The organism is Enterobacter sp. EGD-HP1, from assembly GCF_000733275.2.
GTDB lineage: Bacteria > Pseudomonadota > Gammaproteobacteria > Enterobacterales > Enterobacteriaceae > Enterobacter.
In genome coordinates, this window is the sequence record NZ_AVOP01000006.1 from 62,862 (window position 1) to 85,014 (window position 22,153).

The 22,153-nt window shown below is 56.0% G+C and carries 19 protein-coding genes; 13 read left to right on the top strand and 6 right to left on the bottom strand.

What is annotated here, in order from left to right:
• Positions 1 to 123 precede the first annotated feature (123 nt).
• Positions 124 to 765, top strand: coding sequence for a peptide-methionine (S)-S-oxide reductase MsrA (gene msrA, locus N037_RS06775; protein ID WP_023334288.1), 642 nt, complete (start codon positions 124 to 126; stop codon positions 763 to 765).
• Here msrA and N037_RS06780 read toward each other — a convergent pair whose 3' ends face one another.
• A complete protein-coding gene (locus tag N037_RS06780; protein WP_023334287.1) occupies positions 766 to 1,824 on the bottom strand; it encodes a LacI family DNA-binding transcriptional regulator in 1,059 nt (352 codons plus the stop codon).
• A 192-nt stretch (positions 1,825 to 2,016) separates the two neighbouring features.
• Here N037_RS06780 and N037_RS06785 point away from each other — a divergent pair, with 192 nt between their 5' ends.
• From N037_RS06785 to N037_RS06810, 6 genes are all read left to right on the top strand, one after another.
• Positions 2,017 to 3,168: a Gfo/Idh/MocA family protein gene (locus tag N037_RS06785; protein ID WP_032639849.1), complete on the top strand. Its 1,152-nt coding sequence runs from the start codon at positions 2,017 to 2,019 to the stop codon at positions 3,166 to 3,168.
• Between the two features lie 16 nt (positions 3,169 to 3,184).
• A complete protein-coding gene (locus N037_RS06790; protein ID WP_032639851.1) occupies positions 3,185 to 4,369 on the top strand; it encodes a Gfo/Idh/MocA family protein in 1,185 nt (394 codons plus the stop codon).
• A complete protein-coding gene (locus tag N037_RS06795; RefSeq protein ID WP_032639853.1) occupies positions 4,366 to 5,433 on the top strand; it encodes a Gfo/Idh/MocA family protein in 1,068 nt (355 codons plus the stop codon). Before N037_RS06790 ends, N037_RS06795 begins: the two co-directional genes overlap by 4 nt.
• A gap of 12 nt (positions 5,434 to 5,445) precedes the next feature.
• Complete coding sequence (locus N037_RS06800; protein WP_032639855.1) at positions 5,446 to 6,468, top strand: Gfo/Idh/MocA family protein; 1,023 nt, start codon at positions 5,446 to 5,448, stop codon at positions 6,466 to 6,468.
• A 79-nt stretch (positions 6,469 to 6,547) separates the two neighbouring features.
• Positions 6,548 to 8,095: an MFS transporter gene (locus N037_RS06805; protein WP_023334282.1), complete on the top strand. Its 1,548-nt coding sequence runs from the start codon at positions 6,548 to 6,550 to the stop codon at positions 8,093 to 8,095.
• 195 nt (positions 8,096 to 8,290) lie between these two features.
• On the top strand, positions 8,291 to 9,628 hold the full coding sequence (locus N037_RS06810; RefSeq protein ID WP_023310162.1) for a hemolysin family protein: 1,338 nt from the start codon (positions 8,291 to 8,293) through the stop codon (positions 9,626 to 9,628).
• A gap of 77 nt (positions 9,629 to 9,705) precedes the next feature.
• Here the strand turns inward: N037_RS06810 and N037_RS06815 are convergent, their stop codons facing one another.
• Positions 9,706 to 9,912 carry a DUF1107 domain-containing protein gene (locus N037_RS06815; RefSeq protein ID WP_008501430.1) on the bottom strand — a complete coding sequence of 69 codons (207 nt, stop codon included), beginning with the start codon at positions 9,910 to 9,912 and terminating at the stop codon, positions 9,706 to 9,708.
• 324 nt (positions 9,913 to 10,236) lie between these two features.
• Here N037_RS06815 and N037_RS06820 point away from each other — a divergent pair, with 324 nt between their 5' ends.
• Positions 10,237 to 10,794 carry a YtfJ family protein gene (locus tag N037_RS06820; protein WP_023334281.1) on the top strand — a complete coding sequence of 186 codons (558 nt, stop codon included), beginning with the start codon at positions 10,237 to 10,239 and terminating at the stop codon, positions 10,792 to 10,794.
• Here N037_RS06820 and cysQ read toward each other — a convergent pair.
• Positions 10,788 to 11,528 carry a 3'(2'),5'-bisphosphate nucleotidase CysQ gene (gene cysQ / locus N037_RS06825; RefSeq protein ID WP_032639857.1) on the bottom strand — a complete coding sequence of 247 codons (741 nt, stop codon included), beginning with the start codon at positions 11,526 to 11,528 and terminating at the stop codon, positions 10,788 to 10,790. The two genes, N037_RS06820 and cysQ, sit on opposite strands and share 7 nt — an antisense overlap.
• A gap of 190 nt (positions 11,529 to 11,718) precedes the next feature.
• Between cysQ and N037_RS06830 the strand changes: the two genes are divergently transcribed.
• A complete protein-coding gene (locus N037_RS06830) occupies positions 11,719 to 13,662 on the top strand; it encodes a bifunctional 2',3'-cyclic-nucleotide 2'-phosphodiesterase/3'-nucleotidase (protein ID WP_032639859.1) in 1,944 nt (647 codons plus the stop codon).
• Between the two features lie 91 nt (positions 13,663 to 13,753).
• Here N037_RS06830 and N037_RS06835 read toward each other — a convergent pair whose 3' ends face one another.
• Positions 13,754 to 14,140, bottom strand: coding sequence for a winged helix-turn-helix transcriptional regulator (locus N037_RS06835; protein WP_023334278.1), 387 nt, complete (start codon positions 14,138 to 14,140; stop codon positions 13,754 to 13,756).
• An 84-nt stretch (positions 14,141 to 14,224) separates the two neighbouring features.
• Here N037_RS06835 and N037_RS06840 point away from each other — a divergent pair, with 84 nt between their 5' ends.
• Complete coding sequence (locus N037_RS06840; protein WP_023334277.1) at positions 14,225 to 15,073, top strand: SDR family oxidoreductase; 849 nt, start codon at positions 14,225 to 14,227, stop codon at positions 15,071 to 15,073.
• An 85-nt stretch (positions 15,074 to 15,158) separates the two neighbouring features.
• Here N037_RS06840 and N037_RS06845 read toward each other — a convergent pair whose 3' ends face one another.
• Positions 15,159 to 16,820, bottom strand: coding sequence for a beta-ketoacyl synthase (locus N037_RS06845; protein ID WP_231686670.1), 1,662 nt, complete (start codon positions 16,818 to 16,820; stop codon positions 15,159 to 15,161).
• 413 nt (positions 16,821 to 17,233) lie between these two features.
• On the opposite strand from N037_RS06845, the gene N037_RS06850 reads away from it, so the two are divergent.
• The 3 genes from N037_RS06850 to N037_RS06860 all read left to right on the top strand — a co-directional run bounded on the left by N037_RS06850 (position 17,234) and on the right by N037_RS06860 (position 20,191).
• On the top strand, positions 17,234 to 18,277 hold the full coding sequence (locus N037_RS06850) for a GlxA family transcriptional regulator (RefSeq protein ID WP_032639863.1): 1,044 nt from the start codon (positions 17,234 to 17,236) through the stop codon (positions 18,275 to 18,277).
• 48 nt (positions 18,278 to 18,325) lie between these two features.
• The gene (locus tag N037_RS06855) at positions 18,326 to 19,150 is read left to right on the top strand and encodes an AraC family transcriptional regulator (RefSeq protein WP_023334274.1); all 825 of its coding nucleotides are present in this window, start codon (positions 18,326 to 18,328) and stop codon (positions 19,148 to 19,150) included.
• Positions 19,151 to 19,225: 75 nt separating this feature from the next.
• Positions 19,226 to 20,191 (top strand): DMT family transporter, encoded by a 966-nt coding sequence (locus N037_RS06860; RefSeq protein ID WP_032639866.1) that lies wholly within the window; start codon positions 19,226 to 19,228, stop codon positions 20,189 to 20,191.
• An 86-nt stretch (positions 20,192 to 20,277) separates the two neighbouring features.
• Here N037_RS06860 and N037_RS06865 read toward each other — a convergent pair whose 3' ends face one another.
• A complete protein-coding gene (locus N037_RS06865) occupies positions 20,278 to 21,927 on the bottom strand; it encodes a methyl-accepting chemotaxis protein (protein ID WP_023334271.1) in 1,650 nt (549 codons plus the stop codon).
• Positions 21,928 to 22,153 lie beyond the last annotated feature (226 nt).

Consider the following 22,153-nt stretch of genomic DNA (forward strand, 5'->3'; position numbering starts at 1 on the left):
AATGGGTGCAACACCCAAATATTTCTTATGATTAAATCTAGACTCATTCAGCGCATTTATTGTGTTCAATTAAACGCGTCGTGACAACCTTAACTGAAACATCGCACCCCGGGAGGCCCCATCGTGAGTTTATTCGACAAAAAGCATCTGGTTTCACAAACAGATGCATTACCGGGACGCAACACCCCTATGCCTGTGGCGACCTTACACGCCGTCAATAACCATTCCATGACCAACGTGCCGGAGGGAATGGAAATCGCCCTGTTCGCCATGGGCTGCTTCTGGGGCGTTGAGCGCCTCTTCTGGCAGCTGCCCGGCGTTTACAGCACGGCAGCTGGCTACACGGGCGGTTACACGCCGAATCCGACCTATCGCGAAGTCTGCTCCGGCGAAACCGGGCATGCGGAAGCGGTACGCGTAGTCTATGACCCTGCGGTGATTAGCTACGAGCAGCTCCTGCAGGTCTTCTGGGAAAACCACGACCCGGCGCAGGGCATGCGCCAGGGCAACGATCACGGCACCCAGTACCGCTCGGCCATTTATCCGCTCACGCCTGAGCAGGATGCCGCCGCACGCGCCAGCCTTGAGCGCTTCCAGCAGGCCATGCGTGAAGCGGGCGATACGCGCGAGGTGACCACGGAAATCGCGACGGCGAAACCGTTCTACTACGCCGAGGACGATCACCAGCAGTATCTGCATAAAAACCCGTACGGCTACTGCGGCATCGGGGGCATCGGCGTCTGTCTGCCGCCACAGCTGGCCTGATTACCGATCCAGCGCCACGCGCGCCGCGTGGCGCGTGGCGTTACTGACCGAACCGTAATCCATCACTTTGCCCTGCAGCAGCAGATTAAAGACCGGCGCCTGCGGTCGGTTAAGCCGCGTTTGCAGCAGATGTACGGCCTCAATCCCCAGCTCGCGGCAGGGCACCGTGACGCCCGTGACCGGTTTTTCCAGACGGTGCGCTAAATTCCAGGCAAAATCGGTCGTAATCAGCGAAATGTCTTCCGGAATGCGCAGCCCGTGGCGCGTTAGCACCCTGACCACCCCTTCCACCATGCGGGTACTGTTCGGGAAAATGACCTCCGGCCACTGGGATCGGTCATGACTCAACAGCCACGCATCCAGCGCCTGCTCGGCCTCTTCAGCGGTAAACCACTCCGTCACGAGCAAATCGCGCTGCGGGTCAAAAGCCACGTGAAAATGGCGGTACGCCTCTTTGATACCGTCCAGACGCGCGTACAGCGTATCCCGCCTCAGGCAGGTGAGCGTGAGCACGCGGCGATGCCCCTGCTCAAAAAGATACTGCATGGCAGTGAAACCAATCGCCCGGTGATCGGGCGACACGGCATCCAGCACCCGATCCCGATCGACGGAATTAATCAACACGCAGGGCTTATTCAGCGTACTCGCCAGTTTAAATATGGTGGAATCATCAGTTCCAATAATAATTATCGCGTTGATATTCTTATGACTGGCCTTTTCCATAAATAATTTCACATCGGCGTGCTGTTCTTCTAACCCACAGCAGCTGACCCACACGTTGTGCGGCGCGCAGGCTTCCGCGATCCCTTTCGTCACTTCCAGATAAAAAATATCCCCGCGTCCCTGAAAGGTTCTTTCCGGCGCAAAAACAGCGATACCGTTAATTAATAGTCTTCCGCTCGCCATTGACTCCAGCACCCCTAATTCTCGCGCGGTGCGAACTATCGCTTCCCGGGCTTTATCGCTGGTATACGACTTGCCGCTTAATACCCGCGAAACCGTGCTGACGGAATAGCCCGTCAGGGCCGCAATTTCCTCCATTTTCAACTTGCCCGGCATAGTGTGACCTCGCTCTCATTCAGTTTTTGCAAATATTTGCAGAAACAGTTCGTTGATTTTAAAACCAAATTTCAGAAAGCCTGGAGATTACTTAATCACCTTGCGAGTATTCTCACAAAAACACATTGTCGCTGCGGCTCCCCTTTCCTATTTTCCGGTCATCACTCATTTCAACTGAAATTAAGGTGTGACATGGAGAAGGTACGTTTTGGCATTATTGGAATAGGGAATATCGGTACGGTCCATGCGCGTTATTTACTGGCGGGTACGGTCAGCGACGCCTGCCTGGCAGCGGTTTGCGATAATGCACTGGAAAAACATCCGGCCATTCGCCAGCTGGTCGGCACCCTCCCCCTTTTCAGCGACGCGCAGGAGATGCTCCAGAGCGGGCTTATCGACGCGGTGATTGTCGCTACGCCGCACTACGAGCATCCGCGCCTGTCGATGCTGGCGATGCGCAGCGGCATCCATACCCTGTGTGAAAAACCAGCGGGCGTGTATACGGCGCAGGTGCAGGAGATGAACGCCTGCGCCCAGACGTGCGACGTGGTGTTCGGCATCATGTACAACCAGCGCCCGAATCCGCTCTACCAGAAGGTGAAAGATCTGATCGACAGCGGCGAACTGGGTGAGATCCGCCGCTCCAACTGGATCATCACCAACTGGTATCGCTCGCAGAGCTACTACAACTCCGGCGGCTGGCGCGCCACCTGGAAAGGAGAAGGCGGCGGCGTATTGCTCAACCAGGACCCGCACCAGCTCGATCTCTGGCAATGGCTGGTCGGCATGCCGGTCCGCCTGCGCGCGTTCTGCCAGTTCGGTAAGCATCGTGAAATCGAAGTGGAAGACGAGGTCACCGCCTACGCCGAATATGCCAACGGCGCGACGGGCGTGTTTATCACCACCGTGGCGGAAACGCCGGGCACCAACCGGCTGGAAATCGTCGGCGATCGCGGCAAGGTGGTCGTCGAAGAGGGCAAGCTGCGCTACTGGCGGCTGCGTGAATCTGAAACCGCCTTCAACGCCCGCTGGCAAAACGGTTTTGGTGAACCCGAATGCTGGGAAGTCACGCTTCCCGTCGCCCCGGAGTGCAGCGAACACCACGTCATTACCGCCAACTTCTGTGCCGCCATCCTGCGCGGCGAGCCGCTCATTGCGCCGGGTCTGGAAGGGATCCTCGGGTTGACGCTCTCAAACGCCATGCACCTCTCCACCTGGACGGACGACTGGGTCGACCTCCCGCTCAACGAAAAACAGTATCTGCGCCTGCTTCAACAGCGCATCAGCACCTCAGTGGCTAAAGAGACAGCCAGCGTCACGCTGGATGCCTCCGGCACCTGGTAACTCCGGAGAAGAATCGATGTTAAATGTCGCTATTGTGGGAACAGGAAATATCTCGCATAACCATATTCAGGGCTATTTGCAGTTTGGCCAGCGCTGCCGGATCGTCGCGCTGGTGGATATCTACCCGGAAAAAGCCCACGAGAAAAAAACGCGCTACGGCCTGACGGAAGCACGCGTGTATGACAGCCACCAGCAGATGCTGGCCTCAGAGCCGGATATCGACATCGTCGACGTCTGCACGCCGCCCTACGTCCACGCAGAGATCGGCATTGATTCCCTGAACGCGGGGTGCCACGTGCTGTGCGAAAAACCGATGGCCGCCTCGCTGGAGGAGTGCGACGCGATGATCGCCGCGCAGCGAGCCAGCGGCAAAACGCTCGCCATCATTGCCCAGAACCGCTTTACCGATGCCTTCTGGCGTCTGAAAGCCGCGCTCGATTCCGGCCTTGCGGGAAAAGTCTGCCACGCGCAGGTGGATTCGTTCTGGTGGCGCGGACACTGCTACTACGACCTGTGGTGGCGCGGCACCTGGGAAAAAGAGGGAGGCGGCTGCACCCTTAACCACGCGGTGCACCACATCGACGCCATTCAGTGGATGCTTGGCTTCCCGTCCGAGGTGGTGGCGATGATGACCAACGTGGCGCACGACAACGCTGAAGTCGAAGACCTCAGCGCCGCGATCTTCAAATACCCCAGCGGCGCGCTCACGCAGTTGACCGCCTCGGTCGTGCACCACGGCGAAGACCAGAAAATTATCATTCAGGGTGACAAGGCGCGCATCTCCGCCCCGTGGCAGGCCTTTGCCAGCGTCAGCGCCGATAACGGCTTCCCGCAGGAAACCCACGACCAGCAGCGAGAAGGGCAGCTTAATGCCGTTTTTCAGGAGACGCCGAAGCTCGAGTGGACGCTGCATACCGGGCAAATTAACGACCTGCTTTATGCCATTGAGCACGGCACCGCGCCGTTAGTGGATGGCCTGCAGGGCAAACGCTCCCTGGAGCTGATTACTGCGATCTATAAATCCGCCATTACCCGCAGCGTGGTCTCGCTGCCGATTCAGCGCGATGACCCGTTTTACCGTACCGGCGGGACGAACGCCCTCGCCCCCCGTTTTTATGAAAAATCCGCAAGCGTCGCCAACTTCAGCGAAGTCGGTGCGATTCCTCTTGGCAAAGATCTGGATGAAGGAGTGACACCATGAACAAGCATGACGGAATGAACTATGCACCGGTGGGCAAACCGCAGCCGGTTGTCCGCGAAGGTGAATTCGTCTTCGCCGCCGCCGCGCTCGACCACGGCCATATCTACGGGATGAGTAACGGCCTGATAGAAGCCGGGGCCACCCTGAAATGGGTGTACGACCCCGATCCGGCCAAAGTGGATAAATTTATCCATCAGTACCCGCAGGCAAAAGTGGCGGAGTCGCTGGAAGTGATACTCAACGACGACGAGGTGCGTCTGGTTGCGGGTGCGGCCATCCCCTCCGAGCGCTGCGCGCTGGGGCTGAAAGCCATGGCCGCGGGCAAGGACTACTTCACGGATAAAGCGCCGCTCACCACTCTTGAACAGCTGGCGGATGCCAAAGCGATGGTCGAGAAAACCGGACGGAAATACGCCGTGTACTACAGCGAACGTCTGCACGTCGAAAGCGCGGTTTTTGCCGGACAGCTGGTACAGCAGGGGGCGATCGGTCGCGTGGTGCAAACCCTGGGCACCGGCCCGCACCGGGAAGGAACGGGCCGCCCGGACTGGTTCTACGATCGTCGCTACTTCGGCGGCATTCTGTGCGATATCGGCAGCCACCAGATCGAGCAATTTCTCTTTTACACGGGCAACAGTAACGCCACCGTGGTCGCCAGCCAGGCACGCAATTTCAACCATCCGCAGCATCCGGCATTTGAAGATTTCGGCGACGCAACAATCAGAGGCGAAAACGGCGCCAGCGGCTATTTCCGCTGCGACTGGTTCACCCCGGACGGACTCTCAACCTGGGGCGATGGCCGTCTGACGCTGCTCGGAACCGAAGGCTATATCGAAATCCGCAAATATGTCGATCTCACCCGCGGCGAGCAGGACGTGGTTTATCTCGTCAATAAAAAGGGGGAATTCCGCTATCCGGTCGCCGGAGAGGTCGGGTTCCCGTTCTTTGGCGAACTGATCCTCGACTGTCTGCATCGTACCGAAAACGCCATGACGCAGGCGCACGCTTTCAAAGCGGCGGAGCTCTGCGTGAAGGCTCAGATGCTGGCGAACGCGACGGAATAACGGGAGGCGATAATGACGATCCTGAACACGGCGGTTATCGGTGCCGGTGCAATTCACGGCTGCCACGTGAACGCGCTGCGCCAGATGCCCAACGTCGCACTGCGCGCGCTGGTAGACATCGACTGCGTCAAAGGACAGAAGCTGGCGATGGGCTATCAGTGTCGCTTTTATCAGGATTACCGGGAAATGCTGCTGGATGGGGGCATCGACGTGGTCCATATCTGCACCCCGCATTTCGAGCATAAAACCATGATCCTGGCGGCGCTCGCCGCCGGGAAGCATGTTTTCTGCGAAAAACCGGTGGGGATGAACAGCAGCGAGCTCGTTGAAATCACCCGCGCCGCGGAGCAGGCGCCGGGGCTGCTCGGCGTGTGCTACCAGAACCGGCTCAACCCCACCAGCCTGGGCATTCTCCAGGCGCTGGACGACGGCGAGCTGGGGAAAATGCTCAGCATCAAAGCGGTGCTGACGTGGTCACGCTCGGGCACGTACTACACCGAAAGCCCGTGGCGCGGGCGGCTGGCAACGGAAGGCGGCAGCCTGCTGATCAACCAGGCCATCCATACCCTCGACCTGATGCAGTGGTTCGCCGGCGGCGTGACGCGGGTGAAAGGCGTGGTGGACCGCGGCGAGCTGGCGGACGTGACCGAGGGAGAAGACAGCGCGATGGCGACGCTGCATTTTGCCAACGGCGCGCGCGGCCTGTTTTATGCCAGCAACTGCAATACCACGGACTCCCCCCTCTGGCTTGAAATCCACTGCGAACGGGGCTCTCTGCTGCTCAGTGACAACGTGCTCTGGCGCATCACTCCCGGCGAGCGCCGGAGGCTGGCCAGCGATAACTCCCCTGACGGCTCGGTCAAAAGCTACTGGGGGCTGGGGCATGAGCAGGCGATCCGCCGTTTCTATCATGCCATTTCTCATCCCGGAAACGCGAATTACACCGACATCCGCGAAGCCGGAAAATCACTCACCCTTGTGGAGGCAATTTATCGCTCATCTCAGTTAAGACAATGGATAGAACTCAATAAGTAGAACGTAATGTGTCGTCCAGATTTGAATAAAAATACGACCTGAAAAACAGGTTAATCATTACCCTACACTGGATATTATTATGGTCAAACCTACTGAACGTAGAGTGGGTTACGGCGTGGCGCTTGGCTACGGCGTAACCGATCTGTTTGGCGGAGGTGCGTTCACCATCATTGGCACCTGGCTGCTCTTTTTTTACACCACCTATTGCGGGCTCTCGGTTATTGAAGCGGGGTCCATATTCGCCATTGCCCGCGTGATTGATGCGTTATTAAGCCCGATTATGGGCTATATCACCGATAATTTCGGCGATACCTGGCTCGGACGTAAATTTGGCCGTCGCCGCTTCTTTTTACTACTCAGTTCGCCGCTCATGTTTTTGTATGCCCTGCTGTGGCTGACGGACATGGGCTACTGGTATTACCTGGGGACCTATCTCTCTATTGAGCTGCTGTCGGCAATGGTGCTGGTGCCCTGGGAGACGCTGGCGGCGGAGATGACAAACCGCTATGAAGAGCGTAGTCGCCTCTCCGGCGTGCGCATGATCTGCTCTCAGTTGGGCGGTTTTCTTGCGGTTTCCGTTCCCGGCGTGATTATGCAGTTCACGGGGAAAGATAATCCCTTTACCTATACTCTCACCGGACTGATATTTTCCTGCGTGTTCTGCATCGCGGTATTTATTACCTGGTACACCACCTGGGAAGCAAAGGATGTGCATCAAGAGTCCGATTTTAAAGTGGACAACCAGCGCAGCAGCGGGATACTCAATCACCTGAAATACCTGGTACTGGATCTCTTTTCGTCATTCCGCATTCGCGCGTTTCGCCTGCATATTATTATTTATATCTTTTCGTTCACGGCGATGGACGTATTCGGCTCGGTCTTTACCTATTATGTCGTGTATTGCCTGAGCCAGGATGCCTCAGCGGTTTCCGGCTGGCTCAGTATTGCCGCCTTTGCCTCAGTACCCGGTACCTATGGATTTATGCTGCTGTTGAACCGTCTGAACATGACGCCGTCTGCCGCCCTGCGACTCGCGTACGGCTGCATCCTTCTGGTACTGGCGTTCCTGTTTACGGTCTACCTGACCAAAACGCAGGTGCCGACGCTGCTGTTCTCGGCGGTCTTTGTTCTGTTGGGTGCCGCCCGCGCCGGTCTCTATTATATTCCGTGGAATATTTACAGCTTCATTCCGGATATTGACGAGATGGTGACCCAGCAGCGCCGCGAAGGCATTTTTGCCGGTGTGATGGTCCTGACCCGTAAGAGCACCGTGGCGATTGCCATCATGATCATTGGCCTGGTGCTGCAGGAGTCCGGCTTCGTGAAGGGCAGCGGTGCACAGCCTGAAAGCGCGCTGGGGGCGATTATCGGCCTGATGATCTTCGCGACGGCAGCCCTGCTGGCGGTCAGCTTCTTTACCACCTACAGGTTCAAGCTCACCCGCGAGACGCACAAGCTGCTCCTGAAGGAGATTGCGCGCCGCAAGCTGGGCGGCGATTACCGCGACTGCGACGCCAGGACCCGCGTGGTGATAAAGCAGTTAACGGGTTATGAGTATGACCAGGTGTGGGGAGGAAGCGCCTCACGACGCGCGGAGGGGAACGCCCGTTTATCCGCCGCGAAATAGCGCCCTGTACCGGACAGCGCCACGCTGTCCGGTCTGTTTTATGCCAAAAATGTGACCTCTGGCAGATTTACATCTCTTTACGCTATACTACCCGCTGAAATAATCGGCTCAACGCTACGAGCTGACGTTCAATGTGTTTTCACACAAATGGTATCAACTTCCCTTCCGAGGATCTGGCGAGAAGCCGGATAAACTATGTTAAACAGTATTTTAGTAATACTTTGTCTGATTGCCGTCAGTGCATTTTTCTCGATATCTGAGATCTCGCTGGCCGCGTCCCGTAAAATCAAACTGAAGCTGCTTGCCGATGAAGGCAACATCAATGCTACCCGCATCCTGAAAATGCAGGAAAACCCCGGCATGTTCTTCACCGTGGTGCAGATTGGCCTTAACGCGGTCGCCATTCTCGGCGGTATCGTGGGTGATGCGGCGTTTTCCCCGGCGTTTTATAGCCTGTTCGTTAAGTACATGTCCGTTGAACTGGCCGAACAGCTGAGCTTTATCCTCTCCTTCTCGCTGGTAACCGGCCTGTTCATCCTCTTTGCAGACCTGACCCCGAAACGCATCGGTATGATTGCGCCAGAAGCTGTGGCTTTGCGTATCATCAACCCGATGCGCTTCTGTCTGTACGTGTTTCGTCCGCTGGTGTGGTTCTTCAACGGCCTGGCAAACGTCATTTTCCGCATCTTTAAGCTGCCGATGGTGCGTAAAGACGACATCACGTCTGACGACATTTATGCGGTCGTGGAAGCCGGCGCGCTGGCGGGGGTGCTGCGCAAGCAGGAGCACGAGCTGATTGAGAACGTATTCGAACTGGAATCCCGTACCGTGCCGTCTTCCATGACGGGCCGTGAAAGCATTATCTGGTTCGATTTACATGAAGATGAGCAGAGTCTGAAGAACAAGGTGGCGCAGCATCCGCACTCCAAGTTCCTGGTCTGTAATGAAGATATCGACCACATCATCGGTTACGTCGACTCCAAAGATCTGCTGAACCGCGTGCTGGCAAATCAGAGCCTGGCGCTTAACAGCGGCGTGCAGATCCGCAATACCCTGATTGTGCCGGACACCCTGACGCTCTCCGAAGCGCTGGAAAGTTTCAAAACCGCCGGAGAAGACTTCGCGGTGATCATGAACGAATACGCGCTGGTGGTGGGTATTATCACCCTGAATGACGTGATGACCACGCTGATGGGCGACCTGGTTGGCCAGGGGCTGGAAGAGCAGATTGTTCAGCGCGACGATAACTCATGGCTGATTGATGGCGGCACACCGATTGAAGACGTGATGCGGGTGCTGGATATCGACGAGTTCCCGCAGTCCGGCAACTACGAGACCATCGGCGGCTTTATGATGTTTATGCTGCGTAAAATCCCGAAACGTACCGACTCGGTGAAGTTCTCTGGCTACAAGTTTGAGGTGGTGGATATTGATAACTACCGCATCGACCAGCTGCTGGTGACGCGCATCGACAACAAGCCGACCGTACTGGTGCCGAAGCTGCCGGATGCGGAAGAGAAAGTGTCGGCGTAACCTTCCTGCCCCCACAAACATCAACGGCTCCCATTGGGAGCCGTCTTTTTATCTACTACTACTGCATAGCACGTTGGTTAAGCCATCTCAGTCTGCAGACGCATAACCTGACGGTTGACCTCGGACATCACAGACAGGTGCTGTTTGTCCTTCACTTTTGGGACAAGGATCTTGCCCTTATCAAACTCAAAAGCGCCAACATCCTTGATGTACAACCGTCCACGGAACAGGATCTTCACGTACTTCGCCACCTGAAGCGGGTTGTAGCGTTGGAAAATTTTCATTCTTGTATCTCCTGCGAATCATACGCTCTTGCGGTGCCACAATCGGCCCGACTGTCCTGAGCGCAAATTTTGATGCCCAATGACTATAGACCAGAACTACGGTGTTACCCAGTGTGCATAAGTTTATTTACCGTTTGATTACAATTATTCAGAATAATCTTTGCAAAGCGTGACTGAGAGCAGTATAAGCCGTCGTTTTTTCATGGATATGTGCGTTCACCCGCAAACTGGCATCGGGATTGCGGGAAAACCCCATTGATCGCACTTATGATTAAAAGCGCAAGACCAAGTGGTCGGATCACCTGCAAACAATAAGGAAACGCCATGACCCTACGTAATATCCTTGCAGCAGCCTGCCTGCTGCTGCCCCTGTGGGCTTCCGCTCACAGCATTGAAAAAGGACAACGTGTACCGCCAGTCGGCATTGCTGACCGGGGAGAATTGATTCTCGACAATGATAAGTTTAGCTACAAACCCTGGAATAGCGCGCAGCTCGCGGGCAAAGTGAGAGTTGTACAACATATTGCTGGTCGTACATCCGCAAAAGAGAAAAATGCCAACCTGGTGGAAGCGATCAAGGCCGCAAAATTCCCTCACGACCGCTACCAGACCACCACGATCGTGAATACCGACGATGCCATCCCGGGCTCCGGGATGTTTGTGCGCTCCAGCCTTGAGAGCAACAAAAAGCTCTATCCGTGGTCGCAGTTTATCGTCGACAGCAACGGCGTAACCCGTAAGGCCTGGCAGCTGGAGGAAGAGAGCTCCGCGATTATCGTGCTGGATAAAGAGGGCCGCGTACAGTGGGCGAAAGACGGCGCGTTAACCCAGGAAGAGGTGCAGCAGGTTGTCGACCTGCTGCATAAGCTGCTGGCTCAGTAAATAGAGACGCGGAAGCCGGGGTTGAGGAAGGATTCGCGCGGGGTATAGTCAAGCGGCTTGCCCTGCCAGTCATGAACGTGCGCCCCGGCGGCCGCGGCAACGGCATGACCTGCCGCGGTATCCCAGACGTTGGTTGGCCCAAAACGAGGGTAGAGCTGCGCGTGGCCTTCCGCCACCAGGCAGAATTTCAGCGATGAGCCAATCGAGGTGGTCTGGTGTTCACCCAGCTGCTGCAGATACTCCTGCAGCTCGCTGTCGCCGTGCGAGCGGCTAATCACCACCAGCGGTGGACGCGCATCGCGCACCTGGATCTGCTTGCGCACGCCGCACTCTTCCTTCCACGCCTTCCCTTCTGCGGCGCTGTACATCACCTTCATTACCGGCGCGTAGACCACGCCCAGCACCGCTTTGCCCTTCTCAATCAGGGCGATATTGACGGTGAATTCACCGTTGCGCTTGATGAACTCTTTCGTCCCGTCCAGCGGATCGACCAGCCAGTAGCGCTGCCAGCGCTGGCGTTCGTCCCAGCTTTGTGGCGCTTCTTCTGACAGAACGGGGATGTCCGGCGTTAAGGCCTGTAACCCTTTCAGGATAACCTTATGCGCCGCAATATCCGCCGCCGTGACCGGAGAGTCGTCGGCTTTGCTGACCACCTCCATAGGTTTGCTACCGTCATACACCTGCATGATGGCATCTCCCGCATCCCGTGCGAGCTGACAAATTTTATCTAGCATTTTCCACCTCTTTGTTAACGCAGTGAGGTTAACTCTTTGTTTTAGTTATATCGTAATGTGAACAATTCCGCTATCTGTGAAGCAATTCCGGTTTCAGGTGACTTTTTTCTGTCAGGATTCACATTTCTGTAAGCAACACGTTATAGATACATACTCTTTTGTGCTCTGCATCGAAAAAAGGACTCCTCTGATGATTAAGTTTAGTGCAACGCTTCTGGCGACGCTGATTGCAGCGAGCGTGCAGGCGGCGACGGTAGATCTGCGTATTCTGGAAACGACCGATCTGCACAGCAACATGATGGACTTCGATTACTACAAAGATACCCCGACGGAAAAATTCGGACTGGTGCGCACGGCAAGTTTGATCGATGCGGCGCGTGGCGAAGTGAAAAACAGCGTGCTGGTCGACAATGGCGATCTCATTCAGGGTAGTCCGCTCGGGGATTACATGGCGACCAGGGGCCTGAAAAAAGGCGAGATCCATCCGGTGTATAAAGCGATGAACACCCTGGACTATACCGTCGGCAACCTCGGCAACCACGAATTCAACTACGGTCTGACATACCTGCATGACGCGCTGGCCGGTGCGAAATTCCCGTATGTTAACGCCAATATCATCGACGTTAAGACCCAAAAGCCGCTCTTTACCCCTTATCTGATTAAAGAGACAAACGTCGTCGACAAGGACGGTAAAAAACAGACGCTGAAAATCGGCTACATCGGTTTTGTCCCGCCGCAGATCATGACGTGGGATAAAGCCAACCTCGACGGAAAAGTGACCGTTAACGACATCACCGAAACCGCACGCAAATACGTGCCGGAAATGCGGGAAAAAGGCGCCGATCTGGTGGTCGTTGTCGCCCACTCGGGTCTCTCCGCCGATCCGTACCAGGCCATGGCAGAAAACTCTGTTTACTATCTGAGTGAGGTCCCGAGTGTCGACGCGATCCTGTTCGGCCACGCCCACGCGGTCTTCCCGGGCAAAGATTTCGCCAGCATCAAAGGGGCAGACATTGAGAAAGGGACGCTCAACGGCGTGCCGTCGGTGATGCCGGGCATGTGGGGCGACCATCTTGGCGTGGTGGATCTGGTGCTGAACAACGACGACGGCAGCTGGAAGGTGACGCAGTCAAAAGCCGAAGCGCGCCCGATTTACGACGCTGCGGCTAAAAAATCTCTGGCGGCGGAAGATAAAAAACTGGTCGACGTGCTGAAGCACGATCACGACGCCACGCGCGAATTTGTCAGCAAGCCGATCGGCAAATCCGCCGACAACATGTACAGCTTCCTGGCGCTGGTGCAGGACGACCCGACCGTTCAGGTCGTCAACATGGCGCAGAAAGCCTATGCCGAACACTTTGTGCAGGGCGATCCGGATTTGGCAAAACTGCCGGTCCTGTCAGCCGCTGCGCCATTCAAGGTGGGCGGGCGTAAGAATGACCCGGCAAGCTATGTTGAAGTCGAAAAGGGCCAGTTGACCTTCCGTAACGCCGCCGATCTCTATCTCTACCCGAACACGCTGGTGGTGGTAAAAGCGACGGGCCAGGAAGTGAAAGAGTGGCTGGAGTGCTCTGCCGGACAGTTTAACCAGATTGACCCGCACAGCAGCAAGCCGCAGTCGCTGATTAACTGGGACGGCTTCCGGACCTATAACTTCGACGTAATCGACGGCGTGAACTACCAGATTGACGTCACCCAGCCGGCGAAATATGACGGCGAGTGTCAGGCGATTAACCCGCAGGCGGAGCGCATCAAAAACCTGACCTTCAACGGCAAGGCGATCGACCCGAATGCCACCTTCCTGGTGGTGACCAATAACTACCGCGCCTACGGCGGCAAGTTTGCCGGGACGGGAGATAGCCACATCGCCTTTGCCTCGCCGGACGAGAACCGCTCGGTGCTGGCGGCGTGGATCGGCGCGGAGTCGAAGAAGGCGGGTGAAATTCATCCGGCAGTGGATAACAACTGGCGTCTCGCGCCGATCCACAGCGATACGAAAATGGATATCCGCTTCGAAACGTCGCCGTCCGATAAAGCTGCCGCGTTCATTAAGGACAAGGCGCAGTATCCGATGAAGCAGGTCGCGACGGATGATATTGGGTTCGCTATTTATCAGGTGGATTTGAGCAGGTAGCGGTGATTGTGCCGGGTGGCGCTTCGCTTACCCGGCCTACGGGATGGAAGATTACGGGTAGGCCGGGTAAGGCGAAGCCGCCACCCGGCTTTTACGCCGCACGATCGTCCCGATTCGCCATCACCTTCGGTGTATTCACTTCAATCCAGTCCGCCAGCGCGGCGACCTTCTCGCTCACCTCAACGCCCAGCGGCGTCAGGCTATACTCTACGTGCGGCGGCACCACCGGATACGACACGCGATCGACAAACCCGTCCAGCTCCAGCGCCTGGAGCGACTGGGACAGCATCTTTTCGCTCACCCCGCCCATTTTACGGCGCAGATCGCTAAAGCGATGCGTTCCCTGGCGCAGGGCCAGCAGAATCAGGACACCCCAGCGGCTGGTCACGTGTTTGAGCACCTCGCGTGAAGGGCACTGCTCCGCGAAAAGATTGCCATCGCGCATTTGTTCGCTGAGCGTTGGTATCGTTGTTTTCATACTTACCTTTTTGTACGTACTTACTAAAAGTTAGCTATGGTGCTAGTGTGCCACAACACCAGACAAACACGAAGGAGATTCATCATGATCGCGATTACCGGCGCTACCGGCCAGCTTGGCCATCTCGTTATCGAACAGCTGTTGAAAACCGTACCGGCCAGCCAGATTGTGGCCATCGTACGTAACCCGGCGAAAGCGCAGGCCTTAAGCCAGCAGGGAATTGTGGTTCGTCAGGCGGACTACACGGATGAAGCCGCATTCACCGCCGCGCTGAGCGGCGTGGATAAGCTACTGCTGATCTCTTCCAGCGAAGTCGGCCAGCGCGCGACCCAGCACCAGAACGTGATTAACGCCGCCAAAACGGCAGGGGTGAAATTTATCGCCTACACCAGCCTGCTGCATGCGGACAAATCACCGCTGGGTCTGCACGTTGAACACGTTGCCACTGAAAAAGCGCTGGCGGCGTCCGGCATTCCGTATGCCCTGCTGCGCAATGGCTGGTATACCGAAAACTACCTGGCGAGCGCGCCACCTGCCCTGGAACACGGGGTATTTATTGGTGCGGCAGGCGAAGGCAAAATTGCCGCTGCTCCCCGTGCAGACTATGCCGCAGCGGCAGCCAAAGCGATCGCAGAAGAAGGCCATGCGGGCAAGGTCTACGAACTGGCGGGCGACCACGGCTGGACGCTGAGCGAACTGGCGGCTGAACTCAGCAAACAGAGCGGGAAGCCTGTCACCTACCAGAATCTCAGCGAAGCGGATTTTGCCGCCGCGCTGAAAAGCGTCGGCCTGCCTGCCGGGCTGGCAGATATGCTGGCGGACTCCGATGTGGGCGCGTCCAAAGGGGGACTCTTTGACGATAGCCATACGCTGAGCAAACTGATCGGGCGCGCAACGACGCCGCTTGCGCAAAGCATTAAAGCCATTCTGTAACGGTGTCACCGTTCTTTCCTGCGGCCGGGTGATTTCCCTTACCCGGCCTGCTCATATTGATTAATAACAAAATCAGATATAGCGATTAAAAGTCCGGATATTCTTTATCCGTCGCGTAGGTTATCGGTTTTTCAAATCCGGGAATGGTGATGCCATTCATATCAATCTTAATATCTTCCTCATTTATCCCCTGCTGGCCGAAAAGATAAATAACATTGAGTTTACCCTGCGATGCCGCTTCGTCGTATGCGTTTGCCTGACGTCGCACCTGGCGGTTACGCTGTTGATATTCCGCAAACACCGCGTCCCCGTAGCGTTTACGCAACCATTGATGGGTAAGCTTTGGCGAGTAAACCACCCCCGTGGCATTATTACCGCCAAAGCCTTTTGAATTAATAAAGGCGATTTGTCCCTGGCCTTCCTCTAACTTGCAGTCCTGAAGAGGAATGGCTAAGCGCGCGTTGTTCACCTGCGGCGCGATGTGGGACACGCTTTTAATTCCCGGCAAAATACCGTAGCGGAAGACGCCGAGGCAGCCGATCAACTGGTCGCCGCTGGCGGGCCCCAGAGAGTGGCCGAGATACGATTTCACCGCCGTCACCGGCCAGTCGCGAATAGAAAAGGCTTGCGCAACGCGGTCAAAAATATCCGCCTCGGAGACGCAATTCTTCGGCGTGCTTGATCCGTGCGCCTGAATAAACGATCCCTTCTGCACCGTCTCCATCCCGGCCATCGATACCGCAGAGGCTACGGCTTTCGCCATGGTGATGTAGTTCCCCGGCCCCGGCGACGCAATAGAACGTTTAAAGCCGTCAGCGTTGATAAAGACATTCCCCACCGAACCGTGGATCTCTGCGCCAAGCTGCAGCGCCAGCTCGTCGTCCATTAACACAACATACTGGCTGGATTCTGCGATAACAAAACCGCAGCTGTTACCAAACGGGCGGCTGCTGTTGCGCCAGTCGGCCGTTTCCGTTTCATCAATGTGCTTAAGCTTGCTCTGTGTTGCCAGGGCGCCCATGGCGTCGAATCCTTCAATCACTTCTGAGGTAACCGGCGCTTCGGCGCTACCAACGACGGCTACGCGAATGCGCCCCGCTTTGATATCTTCGACTGCCGCATTCAGGTTATACAGAAACGTGGCGCACGCCCCCAGCGTGGCGCTGGTATGACCGACGCTACCCAGCACATACGCATTGAGGAAATCAGCACACATGCTGTTCAGGCCCAGCGGACAGTGTTTAGCGCTGACGCGATGGCCTTTCAGGCGAGACTGCAGCATTCCGCCAAAACCATAATCGTCGAGCTGTCCCAGGATATTGCCCGAATAGACACCGAGCTGATCCGGCGCGATTTTTGCCTGCACCTCTTGCCACGGGATCCCCAGGGCGTTGATGGCGTCTGACGCCCCAACAATCGCCATTTGTAACGCCCGCGGATGAAACTGCGAGCTGTAATGGTCGCCCGGGCGGAATCCCTGCGGCAGCAAGCCTGCAGCCTGAACTTCCGTGCGCAAAAACGCCTCAATTTTGCAGTCCATCTCTCCCTGAACGGTAATACGCGCGCGCTGATCCGCTAATGCCTCAACCTGCCATCCCGCCGGTAAAGGGTCAGGTAATTGCCTGGCAGAGATATTAAAACTGAATACTTCTTCGCCTGAAACCATATTCAATTTTGCATGGCTGGCGATAGCATCGACATCGAAATAGTCGCGCGTAATTTTTCTGATTAGGGTTCCCTCAAGCACCTCGTCTTTTATCCTCGCGGCAGCCTGAGCAGGTGTAAATCTTTTACCTGAAATGTCGCAATAATCGCCCTCATTATATTTAAGCGTGCCCATCAGGATGGCTAACGATAATAATTCCTCCTGCCTTTCCTCTTCCGATAATGACTCAATAATCATTCGACGAAATGCATGATGTGAAGAACTACGACCCGCTGGACCGTAGCCGCCAAAAGCCGTTATTACGGGTAATTTCGCCATAATCCATCCTGTAGTGGTCTCTGATTAATATTGCTAAGTAAGTGCGATCGTTTCAGATATGAGTTTACAAATCACCCACAAAAGCTAATATGAAAATCCAGCCAAAATGCTGACTTTTCTGGCCAGGGTAACGTTGAGCCACCAAAAATAATAGCCAAAACAGGTATTAACCAAAAATGACAAATACACAAATAGGATTTGTGTTATGTGAACGCATGCTAATTTCCGGTCTCAGCCTGCCGATTGAAATGTGGAAAGCCGCAGCCAGCAGCTTTTTAGCCGAGCAAAAAACAATGTCCCACGCAGAAACGCACAAACCTGAGAAGTCGCTCTTCAGACTCTGTCGCCCGGAGAGTATTCTGAAGGTGAATATCATTGGCATAAACAGCGAGCCTATCCTGACGCACAGTGGTTTTAGCATCACCGCCGATATCACGCTTGCTGCAGACAGGCACTATGACGTTATCTATCTTCCTGCCCTGTGGCGGAATCCTCGTGCAGTGGTCAGACAGCAGCCTGAACTTCTGAAATGGCTGACCGAGCAGGCCGCGCGAGGAACCCGCATCGCCGCCGTCGGAACGGGGTGCTGTTTTCTGGCGGAGTCGGGACTGCTCGACGGGAAGCCCGCCACCACCCACTGGCACTACTTCAAACAATTCTCGCGCGACTACCCCAGCGTAAAATTACAAACAAAACACTTTCTCACGCAGGCCGATAATATTTTCTGTGCCGCAAGCGTTAAGGCCCTGTCAGACCTGACGATTCATTTTATCGAAACGATATACGGAAAACGTGTAGCCACACATACTCAGCGGACATTTTTCCATGAAATTCGCAGCCAGTTTGATCGCCAATGCTACAGTGAAGAAAACAAACCTCATCCGGATGAAGAGATCGTTCAAATACAAATCTGGATAAAAGCCAACTGCGCTACAGATATATCCATGCAAAATCTTGCCGATATGGCTGGCATGAGTTTGCGCAACTTTAATCGCCGCTTTAAAAATGCCACCGACATGTCTCCTCTGCAGTATTTATTAACCGCCAGAATTGAATCCGCCATGACAATGTTGCAATCCACCAATCTGTCCATTCAGGAGATTGCGAATGCGGTTGGATATCAGGATATTGCGCACTTTAATCGCCAGTTTAAGCATAAAACCACGATTTCTCCGGGGGATTACCGTAAGACCGTCCGGGCAAAGATGTTTAGTGCATAAACGCCGGTCATCTCTGATAATGAAAAGATGACCACGAGGAGGCTCACCGTGCAAGGCGTACCGGAACAGTTTATTGATGAAAGAGACAGCGCGCGCTTTCGCCATCTGGCGCAGCTACCGGGTCTGGAGCTGTATCACGCGCACATTTCTGACTACGCCTTTGAGCCTCACACCCATGAAGCCTTCGGGATCGGCACGATTGAAACCGGTGCCGAACGCTTTCGCTATCGCGGTACCCAGCATCTCGCGGCGGAAAAATCCGTCGTTACCATGAACCCGGACGAGATCCACACCGGTGAATCCGCCACCGAGGGCGGCTGGCGCTATCGGATGGTCTATATCGAACCCGATCTGCTGGAAGAGGTGACCGGCCTCCGGCACTGGTGGTTTAGCGACGTGACCCGTCATGACCCGCTGCGCTCGCAGCAAATCGGCAGACTCATTTACGGCCTGTGGCATACGGACGATCCGCTTGCGCAAAAAGGATTACTGCTGGATCTGATTGATACCTTCCGGCCGTTTGCCCATCACGCGCCGGTGGCTCAGGAAGGCGCGCACCGCTTCGAACGCGTGCGCGAGTACCTGCACGACAACTATATGCGCGCCCTGACGCTGGACGAGCTGGCCAGCGTCGTTTCGCTCAGCCCGTACCATTTCCAGCGCCAGTTCAAAGCCCATTTTCACGTGACGCCGCACCAGATGCTGATGGCCATTCGCCTCTGGCGCGCCAAAGCGTTCCTCACGCACGGCATGCCCGCGGCAGAGGTTGCCGCCGCGACCGGACTGACGGACCAGTCTCATTTAACCCGCGCGTTTACCCACCGCTACGGCATTACCCCCGTGCGCTACCAGAAGCAGGTCACCCGGCGCTAATGCGCAACCTCATACAATACGCGCGCATTTTCCCCTCCTACACTGCATACAGCGTAAATACCTGTGGATGGAAAAATGATTAGTGGTGTGTTGTATGCCCTGCTGGCCGGGCTGATGTGGGGGCTGATTTTTGTCGGCCCGCTGATTGTGCCCGAGTATCCGGCAATACTGCAGTCGACCGGACGTTATCTGGCGCTCGGGCTGATTGCTCTGCCTCTGGCGTGGCTGGGACGCGCGCGCTTGCGTCAGCTCAGCCGCAAGGACTGGGGTACCGCGCTGGCGCTAACCATGATGGGGAATCTTATCTACTACGTTTGCCTCGCCAGCGCCATTCAGCGTACCGGTGCGCCGGTATCTACCATGATTATCGGCACGCTGCCGGTCGTCATCCCCGTCTTTGCGAACCTGCTCTACAGCCACCGCGATGGCAAACTGGCGTGGTCAAAAATGGCGCCGGCGCTGATCTGCACCGCCGTGGGGCTGGTATGCGTCAATATTGCCGAGCTGCGTCATGGGCAGGCGGAAGTTGACCTGTGGCGATACGGTTCTGGCATTGTGCTGGCGTTCATTTCCGTGGCGTGCTGGGCCTGGTATGCCCTGCGCAACGCGCGCTGGCTGCGGGAGAACCCGGACAAGCACCCGATGATGTGGGCGACGGCGCAGGCGCTGGTCACCCTGCCCGTCTCAATGGTGGGCTATGCCGGGGCGTGCATCTGGTTAGGCCATCAACAGCCTGACTTCGCCCAGCCCTTCGGGCCAAGACCGTGGGTGTTTGTCGGCCTGATGGTGGCGATTGCGGTGCTGTGTTCATGGGTGGGCGCGCTGTGCTGGAACATTGCCAGCCAGAAGCTGCCGACGGTGATCTTAGGGCCGCTGATTGTCTTCGAAACCCTGGCCGGACTGCTTTATACCTTCCTGATGCGCCAGAGCGTGCCGCCGCTATTCACGGCCTGCGGGATCGCGCTGTTGGTGGTGGGGGTGGTGATGGCGGTAAGGGCGAAGCCGGAAAAACCGCGGGTCGTTCCGGCGTCGGAGATGTGATTTTTGCCGGGTGGCGCTGGCGCTTACCCGGCCTACAAGGAGCCGTTTCGTAGGCCGGGTAAGCGCCAGCGCCACCCGGCATGATGTTAAAACGTTTCCCAGTTCCCTTCAGACGCCGCCGCTGCAGGCTGCGCTTTTGGCACGTAGGTTTTTACCGGCGCCGCTTTAACCGCCTGGTTGCGGGTGATTTTGAACACCGCCACCGCTTCGTTCAGGCGTGCTGCCTGATCTTCCAGCGCTGCCGCCGCGGCCGCAGACTCCTCTACCAGCGAGGCGTTCTGCTGGGTCACGCGGTCCATTTCGGCTACCGCCTGGCCCACCTGGTCGATACCGCGGCTCTGCTCGTCAGAGGCCGAGGCAATTTCGCCCATGATGTCGGTGACGCGGGTGACCGCATTGACGATCTCCGCCATCGTCTCCCCGGCTTCGTTAACCAGCTGGGAGCCCGCGTTCACGCGCTCGCCGGAATCATCGATCAGCGCTTTGATCTCTTTCGCCGCCTGGGCGCTGCGCTGTGCGAGAGTACGTACTTCACCGGCCACCACCGCAAAACCGCGACCCTGCTCGCCCGCGCGCGCCGCTTCCACCGCCGCGTTCAGCGCCAGGATGTTAGTCTGGAAGGCAATACCGTCGATCACGTTAGTAATTTGCGCGATTTTGCTGGAACTGGTGGCGATTTCGTCCATTGTACGCACCACGCCTTCCACCACGTTACCGCCCTTCTTCGCCGTTGAGGAGGCGTCCAGCGCCAGACGAGACGCCTGACGCGCGTTGTCGGCGTTCTGCTTCACGGTTGCCGTCAGCTGTTCCATGCTGGCAGCCGTTTCTTCCAGAGAAGCGGCCTGCTGCTCGGTACGTGAGGAGAGATCGTTGCTGCCCGCAGAGATTTCGCCTGCACCGGTGTAAATGGTATCGGCGCCTTCACGCACCACGCCCACCGTGTTCGCCAGCGAGGTTTGCATCTCCTGAACGTTGCGCGCCAGGATGGCCATCTCATTTTTACCGTCAGCCTGAATCGGCTGGGTTAAATCCCCTGCCGCAATGGCGCGAATATGGTTAATCACCTCTTCCAGAGGCAGCAGCAGCACGCGGCGCATGGCTACCCAGCTGGAAATAATCACCACAATCACCAGCAGCATGACCGCAGAGAGGATCCACAGGATGTGTTTGTAATCACTTTCATTATCCTGAATGCCTTTATCGGTGAGCGCGGCCTGCGCTTCACGCCATTCACGATAAACCTTCTGCATCGCATTTTGCTTTTGTTCTGCATTCTGCTTGAACATATCTTCCAGATTGCCCTGGCTCAGCAGAACGTTCATTTGGGTCAGCGTTGCAGAGTAAATGCGGTACTGCTCTTCGAGCCGGTTAGCCAGGTTCTCATCCAGCCCTGGAGTATTCGGCAAGGCATAGTATTTATCGTAATGAACCTGGGCTTCTGTCAGCAGATTTTTCGCCGTCGTCACCAGTTCATTCAGCTGACCGCCGTTAATTTGCGAGGCCATGCTGCTTTGCAGGCGCAACATCCCGCGGTTCAGGGTCACGCGGGCCTGATTCAGACTGATCCACGCATCGGTAAACTCCGCCACGTTCTTGCTGGAGAGCTGCGACACGGTGAAGTTGTCTTTATCGTTGTTCAGCGCGTTGATAAAGATACCGGCGGAAATCACTTGCATGATGCCGAGCACAAGCAGCACCGAAATCAGAAGGGTAATGACTTTTATACGTTTAAACATGCGTTGCCTTTGTTATATGCAGGTTTGTCTGACGTGGATATATCGGCAGGCGCGGCGGGTTGTTTACTGTTTCTACACCTTTAAAAAGTTTCTAAACCACTTTCCTAAGTCCATTCAGAGAGTTAAATCGGATATTTTTGTGATCCGCATCTCACTTTTACCCGTCCCTCTAAAGGGTTATAGCGTCGCCTTAAAGATGCATTTAATATGCATCTTATATTATTAA